This window comes from Bacillus sp. 1021 (assembly GCF_014534735.1).
GTDB lineage: Bacteria > Bacillota > Bacilli > Bacillales > Bacillaceae > Bacillus > Bacillus siamensis.
Genome location: NZ_JACVSR010000004.1, coordinates 245,593 through 260,814 on the forward strand (window position 1 = coordinate 245,593; position 15,222 = coordinate 260,814).

14 protein-coding genes are annotated in these 15,222 nt (G+C 47.0%); 12 read left to right on the forward strand and 2 right to left on the reverse strand.

Features of this window, described 5'->3' with window-relative positions:
* The first annotated feature begins 144 nt into the window (after positions 1-144).
* Positions 145-360, forward strand: a complete 216-nt coding sequence (locus ICW23_RS15655; protein WP_395941101.1) for a YczI family protein — start codon at positions 145-147, stop codon at positions 358-360.
* Here the strand turns inward: ICW23_RS15655 and ICW23_RS15660 are convergent.
* Positions 331-651 carry an antibiotic biosynthesis monooxygenase family protein gene (locus ICW23_RS15660; protein ID WP_016937227.1) on the reverse strand — a complete coding sequence of 107 codons (321 nt, stop codon included), beginning with the start codon at positions 649-651 and terminating at the stop codon, positions 331-333. The two genes, ICW23_RS15655 and ICW23_RS15660, sit on opposite strands and share 30 nt — an antisense overlap.
* 155 nt (positions 652-806) lie before the next feature.
* On the opposite strand from ICW23_RS15660, the gene ICW23_RS15665 reads away from it, so the two are divergent.
* From ICW23_RS15665 to ICW23_RS15705, 9 genes are all read left to right on the forward strand, one after another.
* Positions 807-2,810, forward strand: coding sequence for a penicillin-binding transpeptidase domain-containing protein (locus ICW23_RS15665; protein WP_188154760.1), 2,004 nt, complete (start codon positions 807-809; stop codon positions 2,808-2,810).
* A 114-nt stretch (positions 2,811-2,924) separates the two neighbouring features.
* Entirely contained in the window at positions 2,925-3,827 is a 903-nt protein-coding gene (locus tag ICW23_RS15670; protein ID WP_099744421.1) for an aldo/keto reductase, read from the forward strand.
* 301 nt (positions 3,828-4,128) lie between these two features.
* Positions 4,129-6,213 carry a BglG family transcription antiterminator gene (locus tag ICW23_RS15675; RefSeq protein ID WP_188154761.1) on the forward strand — a complete coding sequence of 695 codons (2,085 nt, stop codon included), beginning with the start codon at positions 4,129-4,131 and terminating at the stop codon, positions 6,211-6,213.
* 220 nt (positions 6,214-6,433) lie between these two features.
* The gene (locus ICW23_RS15680) at positions 6,434-7,948 is read left to right on the forward strand and encodes a class I adenylate-forming enzyme family protein (protein ID WP_188154762.1); all 1,515 of its coding nucleotides are present in this window, start codon (positions 6,434-6,436) and stop codon (positions 7,946-7,948) included.
* Between the two features lie 158 nt (positions 7,949-8,106).
* Positions 8,107-8,967, forward strand: a complete 861-nt coding sequence (locus tag ICW23_RS15685; RefSeq protein WP_099744424.1) for an SDR family oxidoreductase — start codon at positions 8,107-8,109, stop codon at positions 8,965-8,967.
* 12 nt (positions 8,968-8,979) lie between these two features.
* Complete coding sequence (locus ICW23_RS15690; protein ID WP_016937220.1) at positions 8,980-9,483, forward strand: D-lyxose/D-mannose family sugar isomerase; 504 nt, start codon at positions 8,980-8,982, stop codon at positions 9,481-9,483.
* 87 nt (positions 9,484-9,570) lie between these two features.
* A complete protein-coding gene (locus ICW23_RS15695; RefSeq protein WP_029575270.1) occupies positions 9,571-10,194 on the forward strand; it encodes a GNAT family N-acetyltransferase in 624 nt (207 codons plus the stop codon).
* A 6-nt stretch (positions 10,195-10,200) separates the two neighbouring features.
* A complete protein-coding gene (locus ICW23_RS15700) occupies positions 10,201-10,623 on the forward strand; it encodes a pyridoxamine 5'-phosphate oxidase family protein (RefSeq protein ID WP_045926226.1) in 423 nt (140 codons plus the stop codon).
* A 498-nt stretch (positions 10,624-11,121) separates the two neighbouring features.
* Positions 11,122-11,931 (forward strand): lipid II flippase Amj, encoded by an 810-nt coding sequence (locus ICW23_RS15705; RefSeq protein ID WP_064778194.1) that lies wholly within the window; start codon positions 11,122-11,124, stop codon positions 11,929-11,931.
* Positions 11,932-11,969: 38 nt separating this feature from the next.
* Here ICW23_RS15705 and ICW23_RS15710 read toward each other — a convergent pair whose 3' ends face one another.
* The gene (locus ICW23_RS15710) at positions 11,970-12,260 is read right to left on the reverse strand and encodes a DUF3817 domain-containing protein (RefSeq protein ID WP_013351048.1); all 291 of its coding nucleotides are present in this window, start codon (positions 12,258-12,260) and stop codon (positions 11,970-11,972) included.
* Between the two features lie 176 nt (positions 12,261-12,436).
* Here ICW23_RS15710 and lrpC point away from each other — a divergent pair, with 176 nt between their 5' ends.
* Together lrpC and ICW23_RS15720 are read left to right on the forward strand one after the other, a co-directional pair.
* Positions 12,437-12,871, forward strand: coding sequence for a transcriptional regulator LrpC (gene lrpC, locus ICW23_RS15715; protein ID WP_045926223.1), 435 nt, complete (start codon positions 12,437-12,439; stop codon positions 12,869-12,871).
* 64 nt (positions 12,872-12,935) lie between these two features.
* On the forward strand, positions 12,936-15,122 hold the full coding sequence (locus tag ICW23_RS15720; RefSeq protein WP_049627906.1) for a DNA topoisomerase III: 2,187 nt from the start codon (positions 12,936-12,938) through the stop codon (positions 15,120-15,122).
* Positions 15,123-15,222: the final 100 nt, after the last annotated feature.

Sequence of the window (15,222 nt, forward strand, 5' to 3'; positions counted from 1 at the left end):
CTTAAAATTGTCCGACTTTCGTTCTATCCGCGTAAAAAGTACGCTAGAATAATGGGGGATAAAGACAGAAATAGAATTGTGTTCAAAAAATGCTAACAGAAAGGATGGATTTTTTTGCTGCGCGTTTTAAAACTGTCACTCGCGATGCTGATTATTATACTTGCTGCTGCCGCATTTACGTATGCAGAACATACATCTGTCATACAGCCGATTATGCTCGTGTTTCTCGGTGCGGTCATGTTCATTCAGGGGCTGGAAGAAAAATGGAAAGAAAACGATAGCTCCGGGAAATTCAATATATATACCGCCGTTTTTGTATGGTCGATCTCTTTAATCGGTTTTACGCTTCACGTAATCTGAGTTTGATAGATCCTGAAAATGCTCCACAACGGGAAAAGGTGAATAAAAACGGTGCAGTAAGGCTTTCCATTCCTGATATTTCGGCGATCCGCGAAAGCCTTTTGTATGATCCTCTAATGTTTCCCATTCCACCAGCAGCAAATATTTATGCGTTTCCTCCATACATTTGGACAAGGAATGGGACAGATAACCTTTCATCCCCGCTATAATAGGCTCCGCCCGGCGAAATGCCGCTTCGAATTCTCCTTCAAGACCTTCTTTTACATGCAGCATGGCTGCTTCTCTGATCATTCGAAACTCCCCCTTTTATTAATAGATACATTGTATAAAAATATGGACAAAAATAGCTGAAAAACATAAAAATTTAAAACACTATAAATAAAAAATCCTTGCAAGCCTCATTTGGTTTAGGAGAAAATAACAATTGGAAGGCAGGGGAATAGACAGTGAAAAAAGGATTATACCTATTACTTTTACTCGCAGGAATCATAGGTTTAATCGGCTGCTCGAAATCGGAGTCAGCCGAAGACAGAATGAAAGATTTCGTAAAAGACTGGAATGGCGGTCATTACGATAAAATGTACCAAAGCCTCACCCAGGATGAAAAGAAAAAACTATCCAAAAAGGATTTTGTAAAACGATATGAAACCATTTATGAACAAGCAGGGGTCAAAAATCTGAAAGTCACTGCCGAAAAACAGGACGAAGACGATAAGAAAAAAGATGACCTTCAGCACATCGATTATAAAGTCAGCATGGATACAAAAGCAGGGAAGGTCGCCTTTGAAAATACGGCCGTCCTGAAAAAAGAAAAAACAGACGATGGAGAATCATGGAACATCGACTGGAATCCTTCTTTTATTTTCAAACAGCTTTCCGATGACAAAACCGTGCAGATCGCAAATGAAGAACCGAAGCGCGGGCAAATCTACGACAAAGACGGCAAAGGCCTGGCCGTGAATACGGAGGTGCCGGAAATCGGCATTATCCCTGGAAAACTCGGCAAGGATAAAGACAGCGTGATCAAAAAACTGTCTGAAAAACTGGACCTTTCTGAAGACGATATCAAAAGCAAACTGAATCAGGGCTGGGTAAAAGATGACTCCTATGTTCCGATTCAAAAAATCAGACCGGATGATGAAAGCAAGGTCAAAAGCCTGCTCGCATTAGACGGCGTGACGAAAACGAAAGTCAGCTCCCGCTACTATCCGTACGGTGAAAAAGCGGCCCATCTGACCGGATATATTAAAACAATCACAGCGGAGCAGCTGAAAAAAGCGAAAGAAGGCCAATACAGCGACACCTCCAAAATCGGCACCGCCGGCCTTGAAAATGTATACGAAGACAAGCTGCGCGGCACGACCGGCTGGAAAATTTACGTCCCGCAAACGGGAGAGGTCATTGCTGAAAAGAAAGCCGAAAACGGGCAGGATATTCATGTAACGATTGATATGAAAACGCAGACGAAGCTGTATGATTCCATGAAAGATGACAGCGGAGCGGCAGTCGCCCTTGAACCGCAAACGGGAGAGACCCTCGCGCTTGTCAGCGCACCGTCTTATGACCCGAACGGCTTTATTTTCGGCTGGAGCGGCAAAGAATGGAAAAAGCTGAATGAAAATAAAGACAATCCATTTTCAGCGAAATTCAACAAGCTGTATGCACCGGGATCAACGATTAAACCGATTGCCGCGGCGGTCGGCCTGACAAACGGCACATTGAAAGCGTCGGAAAAGAAAAAAATCACCGGAAAAGAGTGGCAGAAGGATTCAAGCTGGGGCGGTTACCATGTCACACGCGTATCAGAGCGCCTGAATGAAGTGGATCTCGAAAACGCGCTGATTACATCGGACAACATCTACTTTGCGCAAAATGCCATAGACGCCGGAGCGGACGCGTTTACAAAAGGATTAAAAACATTTGGCTTTGACGAAGACATTCCGTACCAATTCCCGATTGAAAAGTCGTCAATCGCAAATGGCAAGCTTGATTCCGAGATTCTTCTCGGAGATACGGGCTACGGCCAAGGGCAGATGCTGATGTCTCCGCTGCACTTAGCGGCTGATTATACCGCATTTGTAACAGACGGAAATCTCGTCAAACCGACATTAATCAAAGACGGAGAAAAAACACCGCAAATCTGGCATAAGCAAGTGGTATCCAAAGCCAATGCCGAAGAAATCACAAAAGGGCTGAGAGGCGTCGTTGAAGATCCGCGCGGCTCTGCATATCAGCCGGCCGTAAGCGGCATTACCGTAGCCGGAAAAACCGGCACAGCCGAGCTGAAAACGTCAAAAGAAGATAAAGACGGCAAAGAAAACGGCTGGTTTGTCGGCTACGATTATAAAAAGAAAGACCTCTTGATCGCGATGATGATTCAAGACGTCAAAAAACGCGGCGGAAGCCATTACGTCGTTGAAAAAGCAAAAAAACAGTTTCAGAATCATTAAATGACGATTTTTGCGGGCTGAAAGGAAAATCAGCCGCCGAAGCAGAATGAAACAGCATGGGCAATTCCTGAAAACAGAGAGACAAGGGCTCACTAAGAAAAAGGGGGATTTCACATGCAGCGTATTCAACTGGCTGAAGACCTGGAATTTTCAAGAGTGATACACGGGCTTTGGCGCCTGAACGAATGGAATTATTCGGACACAGAGCTGCTGGATCTGATTGAATGGTGTATCAGCCAAGGCATTACCACCTTCGACCATGCCGATATATACGGCAGTTATACATGTGAAAAGCTGTTCGGCGGTGCTTTGTCCCTTTCACCTTCGATAAGGGAGCAAATCGAAATCGTCACAAAATGCGGGATCGTCATTGAGTCGCCGGAACGGCCCGGCAACAAGCCGCACCATTATAATACGTCGAAATCTCATATCTTAGCGTCGGCTGAGCAGTCGCTCTTGAATCTGAATACGGATTATCTCGATGTGCTGCTCATTCACAGACCTGACCCGCTTATGGACCCGGAAGCTGTGGCTGAAGCGTTTCATGCGCTGAAAAGCTCGGGCAAGGTCAGATATTTTGGAGTGTCAAACTTTAAAGCGCACCAGTACAGAATGCTCGAATCCTATTTGGATGATCCGCTCATCACGAACCAAATTGAAATTTCTGCTTACGAGCTGGAAAATATTCATGACGGCACGCTGGATTTCTGTCAGGAAAAACGCATCCCGCCGATGGCGTGGTCACCGCTTGCGGGCGGAAGCGTTTTTACAGGCCAATCAGATAAGGACGTCCGGATCCGCGCGGCGCTTCGTTCCGTACAGGAAGAAATCGGCGCTGCGTCCATTGACGAAGTCATGTACGCATGGCTGTTCACCCATCCGGCTGACATCATGCCGATTGTCGGCAGCGGAAAACAGAGCCGCATTTCCGCCGCGGTGCATGCATCAGCTTACACACTCAGCCATGATCAATGGTTTCGGGTTTATACAAGTGTCCAAGGTTATGATATTCCATAAACAAAACAAACGCCCCGGAAGGTATCTTCCCGGGCGTTTGTTTATGTGGTGTGCAATGTCTAAAAACAAGTAAGGTCACTTTGAAGTATAGCCGTTCAGATGAAAGGAACCAAGCATCACGGCATATTATCTGACACATTTTTCTTATTCAATACTGTCACACGGACCAGTGCCAAATTGCCATTAGAAAATGGTTGAATAATCTTTGAAAGCGTTTTATATTTTTAATTACAACACTTTCCCCGGAAGCACCCCCCATGTGCCGCATCCCCCACAACTAGAAAATCTGGAGGCGCGTTTCATGTATATGACAGCGAGAGAACAAAAATTAATGAAACATCTTTTACTGCAGAACCGGTACGAAACAGTGCATGAACTGGCGGAAGCTTTACAAGTCAGCACAAGAACCGTTCACCGCGAATTAAAAACAATCAAACCGCTGATGGAATCATTCGGTTTGGCACTTGATAAACAGCCCGGCAAAGGACTGAAAGCGGTGGGAAACGCGGAGGATAAACAGAAGCTCCTGTCAGACCTGTCCTATGAACAGCAAGAATACAGCGCTGAGGAGCGGAAACTTTTAATCCTATGTTCACTATTAGAGTCCCAAGATCCGATCAAGCTCTACAGCCTGGCGAACGAACTCCAAGTGACAAACGCGACGATCAGTTATGATCTTGATGAGCTGGAGACTTGGATTGCGCCCTTCGGCTTGACGCTGATCCGAAAAAGAGGCTTCGGCATTCAGCTGACGGGACCGGAAAATGCGAAACGGAAAATCGTCGGCAATCTCATGGTCAACCGCCTTGATATTCAAAGCTTTTTGGAAGCGGTTGAATTGAATATTAAAGGAAAACCCGACGCTGATGATAAAATGTTCGGCGTCGTAAATAAAGCGGAACTTTTGAAAATGGACCGGCTCTTGATCCAGCTCAAGGAAAAAATTTCGATCGCCTTATCTGACAGCTCCTATATGGCGCTGGCGGTTCATTTAACCTTTGCGATGGAGCGGATCAGACTCGGAGAAACCATCACGATGGAGGCTTCTGAACTAAAAGCGCTGCAGCAGACGAAGGAATACGGCTCCGCGCTCGAAATGGCAAAAGAGCTTGAAAAAGTCTTCGGCGTTTCGATACCGGAGGCTGAGATCGGCTATATCACCATCCATTTACGGAGCGCCAACCGCCAATACAAAACCGAATTCAAGCCTGAGAACATTGAAGTTGAAACGGCTTTGCAGACAAAGCAGCTGATCGGCTTCATTTCAGAAAAAATTAAAATGGATCTGACGGAAAACGGCTCTTTATACGACGGTTTAATCGCCCATCTCGAGCCTGCGATTAACCGGGTAAAAGAGAGTATCGACATGTACAACCCGATGACTCAGCAAATTAAACGCGACTACTTCCTGCTGTATATGGCCGTAGAAGAAGGAATGGAAAAATTCTTTCCGGGGCTTCATTTCCCTGATGATGAGATCGCTTTCATCGTTCTGCACTTCGGCTCCGCCCTGGAAATCAAACGGGAAGAAGCGAAAATCAAAGCGCTGATCGTCTGTTCAAGCGGCATCGGGTCGTCCAAAATGCTCGCATCCAGACTGAAAAAAGAGCTCCCGGAAATCCGTTCCTTTGATATGTCTTCCCTTATTGAACTGAAGGACCGTGATACCGCCGCGTACGACATGATCGTGTCCACCGTGCCGATCCCGTATGAAAACATTGATTATGTCATGGTCAGTCCGCTTTTAAATGAAGAAGACGCCGATCAGGTCAAGCAGTACATCAAAAGAAAGATTCCGCTGATTCTTGACAAGAAAAGAAACGGCAGAAGAGAAGAGAACCAGCCGGAGACGCCTGATATGCTGGAAGCGGCCGGGCGTATGGCGCATTATGCGGCGGTTATCCAAAGCGTGCTGCGGAACTTTTCGATCAAATCCATTGATTCAAACATGGTGTATGAGCTGTTTTTGAACCGTATGTTTGCCATGCTGGAGGAAGAAGGATTGGTTCATCATGCCCGAAAAACCGCACAGCGCCTTGCAGAGCGTGAAGAACAGGGCGGTCTCGGCATTCCGGGAACGGCAATGGCGCTGTACCATCTCAAAAATGAAGATATTGTCACACCTTTTTTCAAAATTTATGATTTGACAGCTCCATGCAGTGTCAAAGGCATGGACGGAAATTCCCTGACCGTCGGCCGCGCTTTAGTGATGATGGCGCCGGCTGATATGCCCGCTGAAGGATCGGAAATATTAAGTGCGGTCAGCTCGGCCATCATTGAATCCGAAGCCAGTATAAAAGCCTTCCAGACTGAGGATCAGGCTGATTTATACAAACGTTTAAACAGGCTGTTCTATCATTTCATTCAGGAGAAAGGACAGCGCTGAACAGACGGTGCACACCTCATATGGGGTGTGTTTTTTTCTGCATGTATGAGGGTAAGGGGAAGGGAAGAAACTAAAACATGGGACTATTGTATCATTCACGAATGGAATAGTTCTAAAACAAAATAGTTTTACAAGTTATATTTTTTGGTTTAAAATGGGTTGCGTGAGGAAGAAAATCTGACAGAGTTTTTTGTGATTTATGATTATGGGAGATGAAAATATGGAGACATTACAGCATCTGATTCTGCACGACATTTCAAATAGCGAAGAGATCGAAGCTGTAAAAAGCGGTGCGCATACCCTGACTTACGCGGAATATCGAAAACGAATCAACCAGCTTGCGCAATCGCTTCTTAATAAAGGAATAAAAAAAGACGACAGAGTGGCGATGCTTTGTAAAAACGGCCACGCGGCATCTATCGTCATGTTTGCGGCACTTGAAATCGGAGCGGTGGTTGTGCCGGTCAGCTGGCAATTAACACCGTATGAAATGAAAGGCATTTTAGCAGCCTGTGAACCGAAAGCTGTTTTTTACGGCACTGAATTTAAAGAGATTATGGAAGAAGTGCTTCCTGCGCTTGCATCTTCTCTTAAACTGAAGGTCGTGACCGGAACAGCTGCGGAGACAACACCTGAGTTTGACGCTTTATTGACAGGCTCCGGCGATACACCAGACGTCGAAACAGTGTCCGAAAACGATACGGCATTGCTGATGTTTACCTCGGGTACTACTGGCAATCCGAAACGCTGCATGATCACTCACGGCGGCATATACAACTACGTAAAAGCGACATTGGCATACACGGGGAGAATGCAGAATGTCCGCTTCTTAGCATGCCATCCGAATTACCATACGAGCGCGATTATCTGCCAGATGGTCGGCACGATGAGCGGAACGACATTCATTATGACAGACAATCAGGATCCTGTAGAAAACTTGAAGCTCATCGAAAAAGAGAAAATTCAAACCATCATGGCGCTTCCTGTCTATTACACATACTTGCTGAAAGCTTGGGAAAAGCACCAGACTGACATGTCTTCTATCGTTTATTTGATGACTGGTGGAACAAAGGTGCCAAGCAGCCTGATCCAGCAGTATCGCGACATCGGCATTCCGCTCATGCACGGATACGGAAGCACTGAAGCGTGGGGCATCAGCTCTTGGAATCCGCAAATGGGAATGGATAAAGCCGCTTCTGCGGGTAAACCGATGGAAGAAGTGGACGTCCGCATTGTAGATCCGGAAACAGGCGAAGTCCTTCCGCAAGGCTCAATCGGAGAAGTCGTTGTGACAAATCCGTTTTTATTCAAAGGATACGAAGGTAACGAAGAAGCGACACGAAAAGTGCTGAAAGACGGCTGGTTCCATACGGGCGATTCCGGATATGTGGATGAAGACGGATTTATCTTTATCACCGGACGTTATAAAGATGTCATCATCTACGGAGGCGACAATATTTATCCTGACCAGATTGAAGAGGTCATTCAGCAAGTGCCGGGAATTCTCGAAACAGCGGTTGTCGGTATCCCTGATCCGCTTTACGGTGAAAAACCGAAAGCGTTCATCGTGACAAACAGCAGAGAAGACCTGACAGAAGAAGAAGTGACCCGATTCCTTCAAGAACGTCTTGCTGCCTTTAAAATTCCGGACATTGAGTTCGTCAGCGAACTTCCGAAAAACAACCTTGGAAAAGTGAGAAAAGACGTTCTCCGCAAACAAGCGGTACGTTCATAATTGAAAACAAAAACCCGGCTGCCAGCCGGGTTTTTTTCTTGCGTTTCATGTGAAACATTTTTCTCCGAAAACGTTTTGAACTGTCTCATTCATGTTTATCCAAAAGCCAGCAGAGGTAGACAAGAAATATGACAACGAACAATAAGGAGGAACTTGACATGGAAAACTATCCGAAGGAATTCCCTGCAAAATCACAAAACCGCCAGCCGGGCATTGAGAACGAAATGAATCCGGCGCCTGTTTACGAATACAAAGAATATAAAGGCGCTGATAAACTAAAAGGGAAAACCGCGCTTATCACAGGGGGCGACAGCGGTATCGGACGCGCCGTAGCGGTCGCTTACGCAAAGGAAGGCGCAAATGTCGCGATCGTTTATTTTGATGAAAACGGAGATGCGGAGGATACAAAAAAACGAGTGGAAGAAGAAGGCGTAAAATGTCTGTTAATCTCCGGCGATGTCGGTGAGGAAGACTTTTGCAATGAAGCCGTTGAAAAAACGGTTGAAGAATTCGGACGTCTTGATATTCTCGTGAATAATGCCGGGGAACAGCATCCGAAAGAAAGCATTAAGGACATTACAAGCGAGCAGCTTCACAGAACCTTTAAGACAAACTTTTACTCACAATTTTATTTGACTAAAAAAGCAATTGATTACATGAAGCCGGGCAGCGCGATCATCAATACGACATCCATTAATCCATATATTGGAAATCCGCAACTGATTGACTACACGGCTACGAAAGGCGCGATTAACGGTTTTACGAGATCCATGGCGCAAGCGCTCGTCAACGACGGTATCCGTGTCAACGCCGTGGCGCCGGGGCCGATCTGGACACCGCTAATTCCGGCGACCTTCTCGGAAGAAACTGTCGCTTCCTTCGGTCAGACTACGCCGATGGGCCGGGCAGGCCAGCCTGTTGAGCATGTCGGCTGCTATGTGCTCTTGGCCTCAGATGAATCATCTTATATGACCGGGCAGACGCTGCATGTCAACGGCGGCGGATTTGTAAACACATAAGGGGGCTGAAGCATGACGATATCGAAGCAAGACGTAAATGCATACTATCAAAAAGCGGGAATCGTTCTGACTGATGATGAAGTCGAAGATATTCAAATCATGGATTACGGCTTAGGCAAGCTTGAGGAAACCGGGCTTCAGCTGTTTATTTATGTGAATACCGACCGCTACTGTTCAAAAGAATTGGTGCTCTTCCCGCGCCAGACGTGTCCGGAACACCGTCATCCGCCGGTCGGCGGCGAAAAGGGAAAACAAGAGACATTCCGCTGCCGCTGGGGGAAGGTGTATCTCTACGTGGAAGGCGAAAAGGCAGAGAACCCAAGCGTCCTTCCGCCGGAAGAAGATAAGGAATACTACACCGTCTGGAATGAAATTGTGCTGGAACCGGGCGGACAATACACCATTCCGCCGGATACGAAACATTGGTTCCAAGCAGGAGAGGAAGGGGCCGTCGTTACGGAAATGTCATCGCCAAGCACGGATGATCATGACATTTTTACCGACCCGCGCATTTAAAGATGAGGCTGCACGCCTCATCTTTTTTTGTATGGAAAAAAATGAATTTACCTGTATAATGGCTAATAAAGGAAAGAAGGTGTGATCGTGTTTTCCTGTCAAATCCGGGAACATCTGACGATCAGATTGCTTACCAAAGAAGATACGGACGAATTGTATTCTGTTATGAAGCGAAATCAAAACCATCTCAGCGAATGGCTCAGCTGGGCGGAAGAACTGGCTGATATCGATACGTACCGCGATGTGATCATTCCGGAATGGCGCTATAAATACGCGGAAGAGAATGGTTTCGACGCCGGAATTTTTGTAAAGGGCCGGTTTTGCGGCATGATCAGCATCCATAATGTCGATACAGTCAATCAAAAAGCGGAAATCGGCTACTGGCTGGATCGGGAGCATGAAGGATTCGGCATCATCACCGCAAGCTGCAGGGCGGTTATCACCCATGCATTTCAGGGCCTCGGGCTGAACCGCATCATGATCAGCGCCGCTGAAAAAAACACGAAAAGCAGGGCGGTGGCGGAACGGCTTGGATTTCAGAAAGAAGGACTGACGAGAGAAGGCATTTTCGTACAGGGCGCATACCATGACACGGTGAATTACAGCATGCTGAAGCGGGAATGGAGCGAAGAACGGCAGAAGAGCACATTTCTTGGTTTAAATGTCTCCCCAATGTGGAAAAGTAACAGCGGAGACGTTAAAAAGGAGTGATTCTTCATGAATCAAAATGAAATCAAAGAAAAAGTGCTTGAAGTACTGGATCATCATAAAGTCGGTTCGCTTGCGACAGTAGAGCAAGGCAAGCCGCATTCACGCTACATGACATTTTTCCATGACGGCTTAACCATTTATACGCCGACGAGCAAAGACACTCATAAAGCGGAAGAAATTGAAAACAATCCGAATGTTCATATCTTGTTAGGGTATGACTGTGACGGATTCGGTGACGCTTATGTGGAAGTGGCCGGAACCGCCAAATTGAACAACTCAGCAGATTTAAAAGAAAAGCTGTGGGATTCGAAACTGGAACGCTGGTTCGAAGGAAAAGACGATCCGAACCTGGTGATTCTCGAAATTGAACCGAAGCAGATCAAGCTCATGAACGCGGGTGAAAAAACGCCGGCCGAGCTGGAACTTTAATAAATCATTTGATCATTCGGGGGCAATCTGTTATAATTAACTGCTAAGTGACAACATGCAAATAAAAAAGAAAGTAAACTTCTTTTTTCTGTTTTGATATAGAAGCTTCAGGCTTCAACGGACAGCTTGAAAAAAAGCTGAGCTTATTCTTTTCCTTCTGACTATTCGCCCCTAACGAAGAGATGGAAAAAAGACTTTTTGTTTTACAATTCACACCGGCGCGGCTTCGGAGCCGCAGTGACGATTGAGAGGTAGGGCTTTCGTTGTCTTGTGTTCAAGAACTTCCATGGTGTTTACTTTCGAAGAATGATTCTCGGAACTGTAATTTACGAATCACCCGCGGGCTAAGGCGGGAAACCATATATTATTTATTTGCGTAAGAAAAGAATAAGACAAAACCGCACCGGACATCCGGGCGGTTTTTTTATTTGACCGGCCGAAACCTCGCCGCAGTCTGCAGAGTCTAATCAGTATGAAAAGATTTGGAGGAATCATACATTGCACGTTATGACTTCACAAGTACTGTTTATCTTCTGTTTTCTGCTGCTGATACATTCGATTGAAACGCTTGCTTATGCAACACGGCTTTCCGGCGCGAGAGTCGGATTTATCGCGTCCGCGCTGTCATTATTTAATGTCATGGTCATCGTATCTCGCATGTCAAACATGGTCCAGCAGCCGTTTACCGGACATCTGATTGATGCCGCCGGATCAAACGCCCTGTCTGTTGTGGGCGCTCAGTTTCGGTTTTTAATATTCGGCTCCACGGTCGGAACGATACTCGGCATCTGTCTTTTGCCGACATTCGTCGCGTTATTCACCAGGGCGATTATACACTTGGCGGACGGAGGAGGCTCCGTCATGCAGGTATTTAAAAAAGGGTTTTCACTGAACGGGCTGAAGCATGCGCGTTCTTATATCAGACGTCCGTCCGTCTCCTATTTAAAAGGGCTTCAATTCCGAATGATCCCGAAACGCTTGTTTGTCATTAATATGGTCATTACGTCCATTTACACGATCGGCGTCCTGTCCGCTCTGTACGCCGGCCTTCTGGCGCCTGAGCACAGCACGACGGCGGTGATGGCATCAGGTTTAATCAACGGGGTTGCGACCATGCTGTTGGCCGTGTTTGTTGATCCGAAAGTATCCGTACTGGCAGACGATGTGGCGAAGGGCAAGCGCAGCTATGTCTCCTTAAAATGGACATCATTGACGATGGTGACCTCAAGGGTCGCGGGCACGCTTCTCGCCCAGCTCGTATTCCTCCCCGGCGCTTATTATATCGCCTGGGTGACGAAATGGATGTAACGCATAAAAAAAGCTCCTCTGCAAAAAAGAGGAGCTTTTCATTTATAATTTCTCAGGCCGCGATCATAAATAAAATTGCCGAATGGGATAAAGGCCGCGATAAAACCGGCGGCTGACCATTTCACGTGCCATTTGACGGTAAACGCCGCATACGCCAGCACTGCCAAATAAATGATAAACAAACCGCCGTGAATGGAGCCGGCAATGGTGACGGCGAGCGGATGATGAGCCCAATACTTCAGCGGCATCGCGATAAACAGCAGCACCAAAAGTGACATGCCTTCAATAAAACCCATCGTGCGAAGCCTGCCGATCGGCGTGTGTAACATACAATTCCCTCCTGTCAGACATCTTTTTTCCTCTATACTATAAGCAATGGGCAGTCCTAATATGACCATTTCGCGTCTGTTCCTGAAAAAACCTTCCTCATTTCAGATTGTTATTCTTGTCATTTTTCGGATTTCTCTTGATAATATAGCCAAAAAGGTAAGAAAGGACTACAGTCATGAAACTAGATAATGTTGATCTGAGCATCATAAAAGAGCTGCAGCGGGACAGCCGCCTGTCCATGCGGGAGCTGGGCAGAAAAATCAAATTGTCAGCCCCGTCGGTCACAGAGCGTGTCAGGCAGCTTGAATCTTTCGGCGTTATTAAGCGCTATACGCTGGACATTGATCAAAAAAAGATCGGGCTTCCCGTTTCCTGCATTGTCGAAGCAACAGTGAAAAACGGAAAATACGATCAATTTAAAACCTACATTCAATCCATTCCCAACATTGAATTTTGTTTTCGGATTGCCGGCGCGGCGTGTTATATGCTGAAGATGAACGCGGACAGCCTGGAAACGATCGAACACTTTATCGACCGCACCTCTCCGTATGCCCAAACCGTGACCCACGTCATTTTCTCAGAAATTGACACAAAAAACGTCCTCGATTAGAGAGAGCGTGAGGAAGTCTGTTATAATAACAGGATGAGTGTGAAAGAAAGAGAAGTGAAAAAGCATGTCAAAAACAGTTGTATTAGCTGAAAAACCTTCAGTCGGCCGGGACTTGGCCCGCGTTCTGAAGTGTCATAAAAAAGGAAACGGATATCTTGAAGGCGACCGCTACATCGTCACATGGGCGCTCGGGCATTTGGTAACGCTCGCTGATCCTGAAGGGTACGGCAAAGAATATCAATCATGGCGGCTTGAGGATCTGCCGATTATTCCGGAGCCTTTGAAGCTCGTCGTCATCAAAAAAACAGGAAAGCAGTTCAACGCGGTCAAAGCCCAGCTTGTCCGGAAAGACGTCAGCCAGATCGTAATCGCAACAGACGCAGGGCGGGAAGGGGAGCTTGTGGCCCGCTGGATTATCGAAAAGGCAAACGTCCGCAAACCGATTCAGCGGCTGTGGATTTCCTCTGTAACAGACAAGGCGATTAAAGAAGGATTCCAAAAGCTCCGCAGCGGCAAAGAGTACGAAAATCTGTATCATTCCGCCGTCGCCAGAGCGGAAGCGGATTGGATCGTCGGCATTAATGCGACCCGCGCCCTGACGACAAAATTTAACGCGCAGCTGTCATGCGGACGCGTCCAGACTCCGACTTTGGCGATGATCGCCAAGCGTGAAGCGGACATTCAGGCGTTCACACCCGTCCCATATTACGGTCTCCGCGCGGCGGCTGATCAGTTGACGCTGACATGGCAGGATAAAAAAACAAAGCAGACAAGAACGTTCGACCAGACGGTGACCGGCCGTTTGGCAAAAGACCTCCAAGGAAAGCCGGCAGTCATTTCAGAATTGAAAAAAACGGCGAAGAAAAGCTTTGCTCCCGGTCTTTACGACTTGACGGAATTGCAGCGGGACGCTCATAAGCGCTTCGGTTTTTCCGCAAAAGAGACGCTGTCCGTGCTTCAAAAGCTGTATGAACAGCACAAGCTTGTCACTTACCCGCGGACGGATTCCAGATTCCTTTCCGCCGATATCGTGCCGACTTTAAAAGACCGTTTAAACGGCATGGAAGTCAAGCCGTACGCACAATACGTCAATCAAATACTGAAGCGCGGCGTCAAAGCGCATAAAGGATTCGTCAATGATGCGAAAGTATCGGATCACCATGCCATCATTCCGACAGAGGAGCCGCTGATTCTTTCAAGCCTCAGCGACAAAGAACGCAAGCTTTACGATCTGATCGCCAAACGTTTTCTCGCCGTGTTAATGCCGGCGTTCGAATACGAAGAAACAAAGGTCACAGCCGATATCGGCGGCGAAACATTTACCGCAAAAGGGAAAATCGTTCAATCGCCGGGCTGGAAAGCCGTGTACGATATGTATGAGGATGACGACGATCATGAGGAAGACAAAGATCAGACGCTCCCGGCCCTTCAGCAGGGTCAGCGCCTGTCCGTCTCGTCGCTGAAAGAAACGAGCGGACAGACGAAACCGCCGGCGCGTTTTAATGAAGGCACGCTGTTATCCGCGATGGAGAACCCAAGCGCCTTTATGCAGGGAGAAGAGAAGAACCTTGTGAAAACATTGGGTGAAACCGGAGGACTCGGAACAGTCGCCACCCGCGCTGATATTATTGAAAAACTGTTCAACAGTTTCTTAATCGAGAAAAAAGAAAAAGATATTTTCATCACGTCAAAAGGGAAGCAGCTCTTACAGCTCGTCCCGGAAGATTTAAAATCGCCGGCGTTAACCGCCGAGTGGGAGCAAAAGCTCTCCGCCATCGCAGCGGGCAAACTGAAATCCGCCGTGTTTATTAAAGACATGAAAACATATGCGGACAAAACGGTGAAGGAAATCAAAAACAGCAGCCAAACCTTCAGACATGACAACATTTCAGGCACCGCCTGCCCTGATTGCGGCAAGATGATGCTTAAAGTCAATGGCAAACGCGGCACGATGCTCGTGTGTCAAGATCGGGAATGCGGCAGCCGAAAAACGGTGGCGAGAAAAACCAACGCCCGCTGTCCGAACTGCCATAAGAAAATGGAGCTTCGCGGCCAGGGGGAAGGCCAAACCTTCGCATGTGTATGCGGCCACCGGGAGAAACTGTCCGTCTTTGAAAAGCGCAAGGCGAAAGATAAATCCGGACGCGCATCCAAGCGGGACATCAACTCTTATATGAAAACCCAAAATAAAGAGGAGCCGCTGAACAACGCGCTGGCAGAACAGCTGAAAAAACTCGGCCTGGATAAATAAATCAGAGAAAGGCAGCATTTTTAAATAAATGCTGCCTTTTGTCTTGTTTTTGCTGTATTGGGAATGAAATCCAAACAAACAGGGAAAAGGAGAACCGGCG

Coding starts and splice junctions, on each gene's coding strand:
- ICW23_RS15655 (WP_395941101.1), top strand. CDS start 145: ATGCTGATTATTATACTTGCTGCTGCCGCATTTACGTATGCAGAACAT.
- ICW23_RS15660 (WP_016937227.1), bottom strand. CDS start 651: ATGATCAGAGAAGCAGCCATGCTGCATGTAAAAGAAGGTCTTGAAGGA.
- ICW23_RS15670 (WP_099744421.1), top strand. CDS start 2,925: ATGCAGCGTATTCAACTGGCTGAAGACCTGGAATTTTCAAGAGTGATA.
- ICW23_RS15675 (WP_188154761.1), top strand. CDS start 4,129: ATGTATATGACAGCGAGAGAACAAAAATTAATGAAACATCTTTTACTG.
- ICW23_RS15680 (WP_188154762.1), top strand. CDS start 6,434: ATGGAGACATTACAGCATCTGATTCTGCACGACATTTCAAATAGCGAA.
- ICW23_RS15685 (WP_099744424.1), top strand. CDS start 8,107: ATGGAAAACTATCCGAAGGAATTCCCTGCAAAATCACAAAACCGCCAG.
- ICW23_RS15690 (WP_016937220.1), top strand. CDS start 8,980: ATGACGATATCGAAGCAAGACGTAAATGCATACTATCAAAAAGCGGGA.
- ICW23_RS15700 (WP_045926226.1), top strand. CDS start 10,201: ATGAATCAAAATGAAATCAAAGAAAAAGTGCTTGAAGTACTGGATCAT.
- ICW23_RS15710 (WP_013351048.1), bottom strand. CDS start 12,260: ATGTTACACACGCCGATCGGCAGGCTTCGCACGATGGGTTTTATTGAA.
- lrpC (WP_045926223.1), top strand. CDS start 12,437: ATGAAACTAGATAATGTTGATCTGAGCATCATAAAAGAGCTGCAGCGG.
- ICW23_RS15720 (WP_049627906.1), top strand. CDS start 12,936: ATGTCAAAAACAGTTGTATTAGCTGAAAAACCTTCAGTCGGCCGGGAC.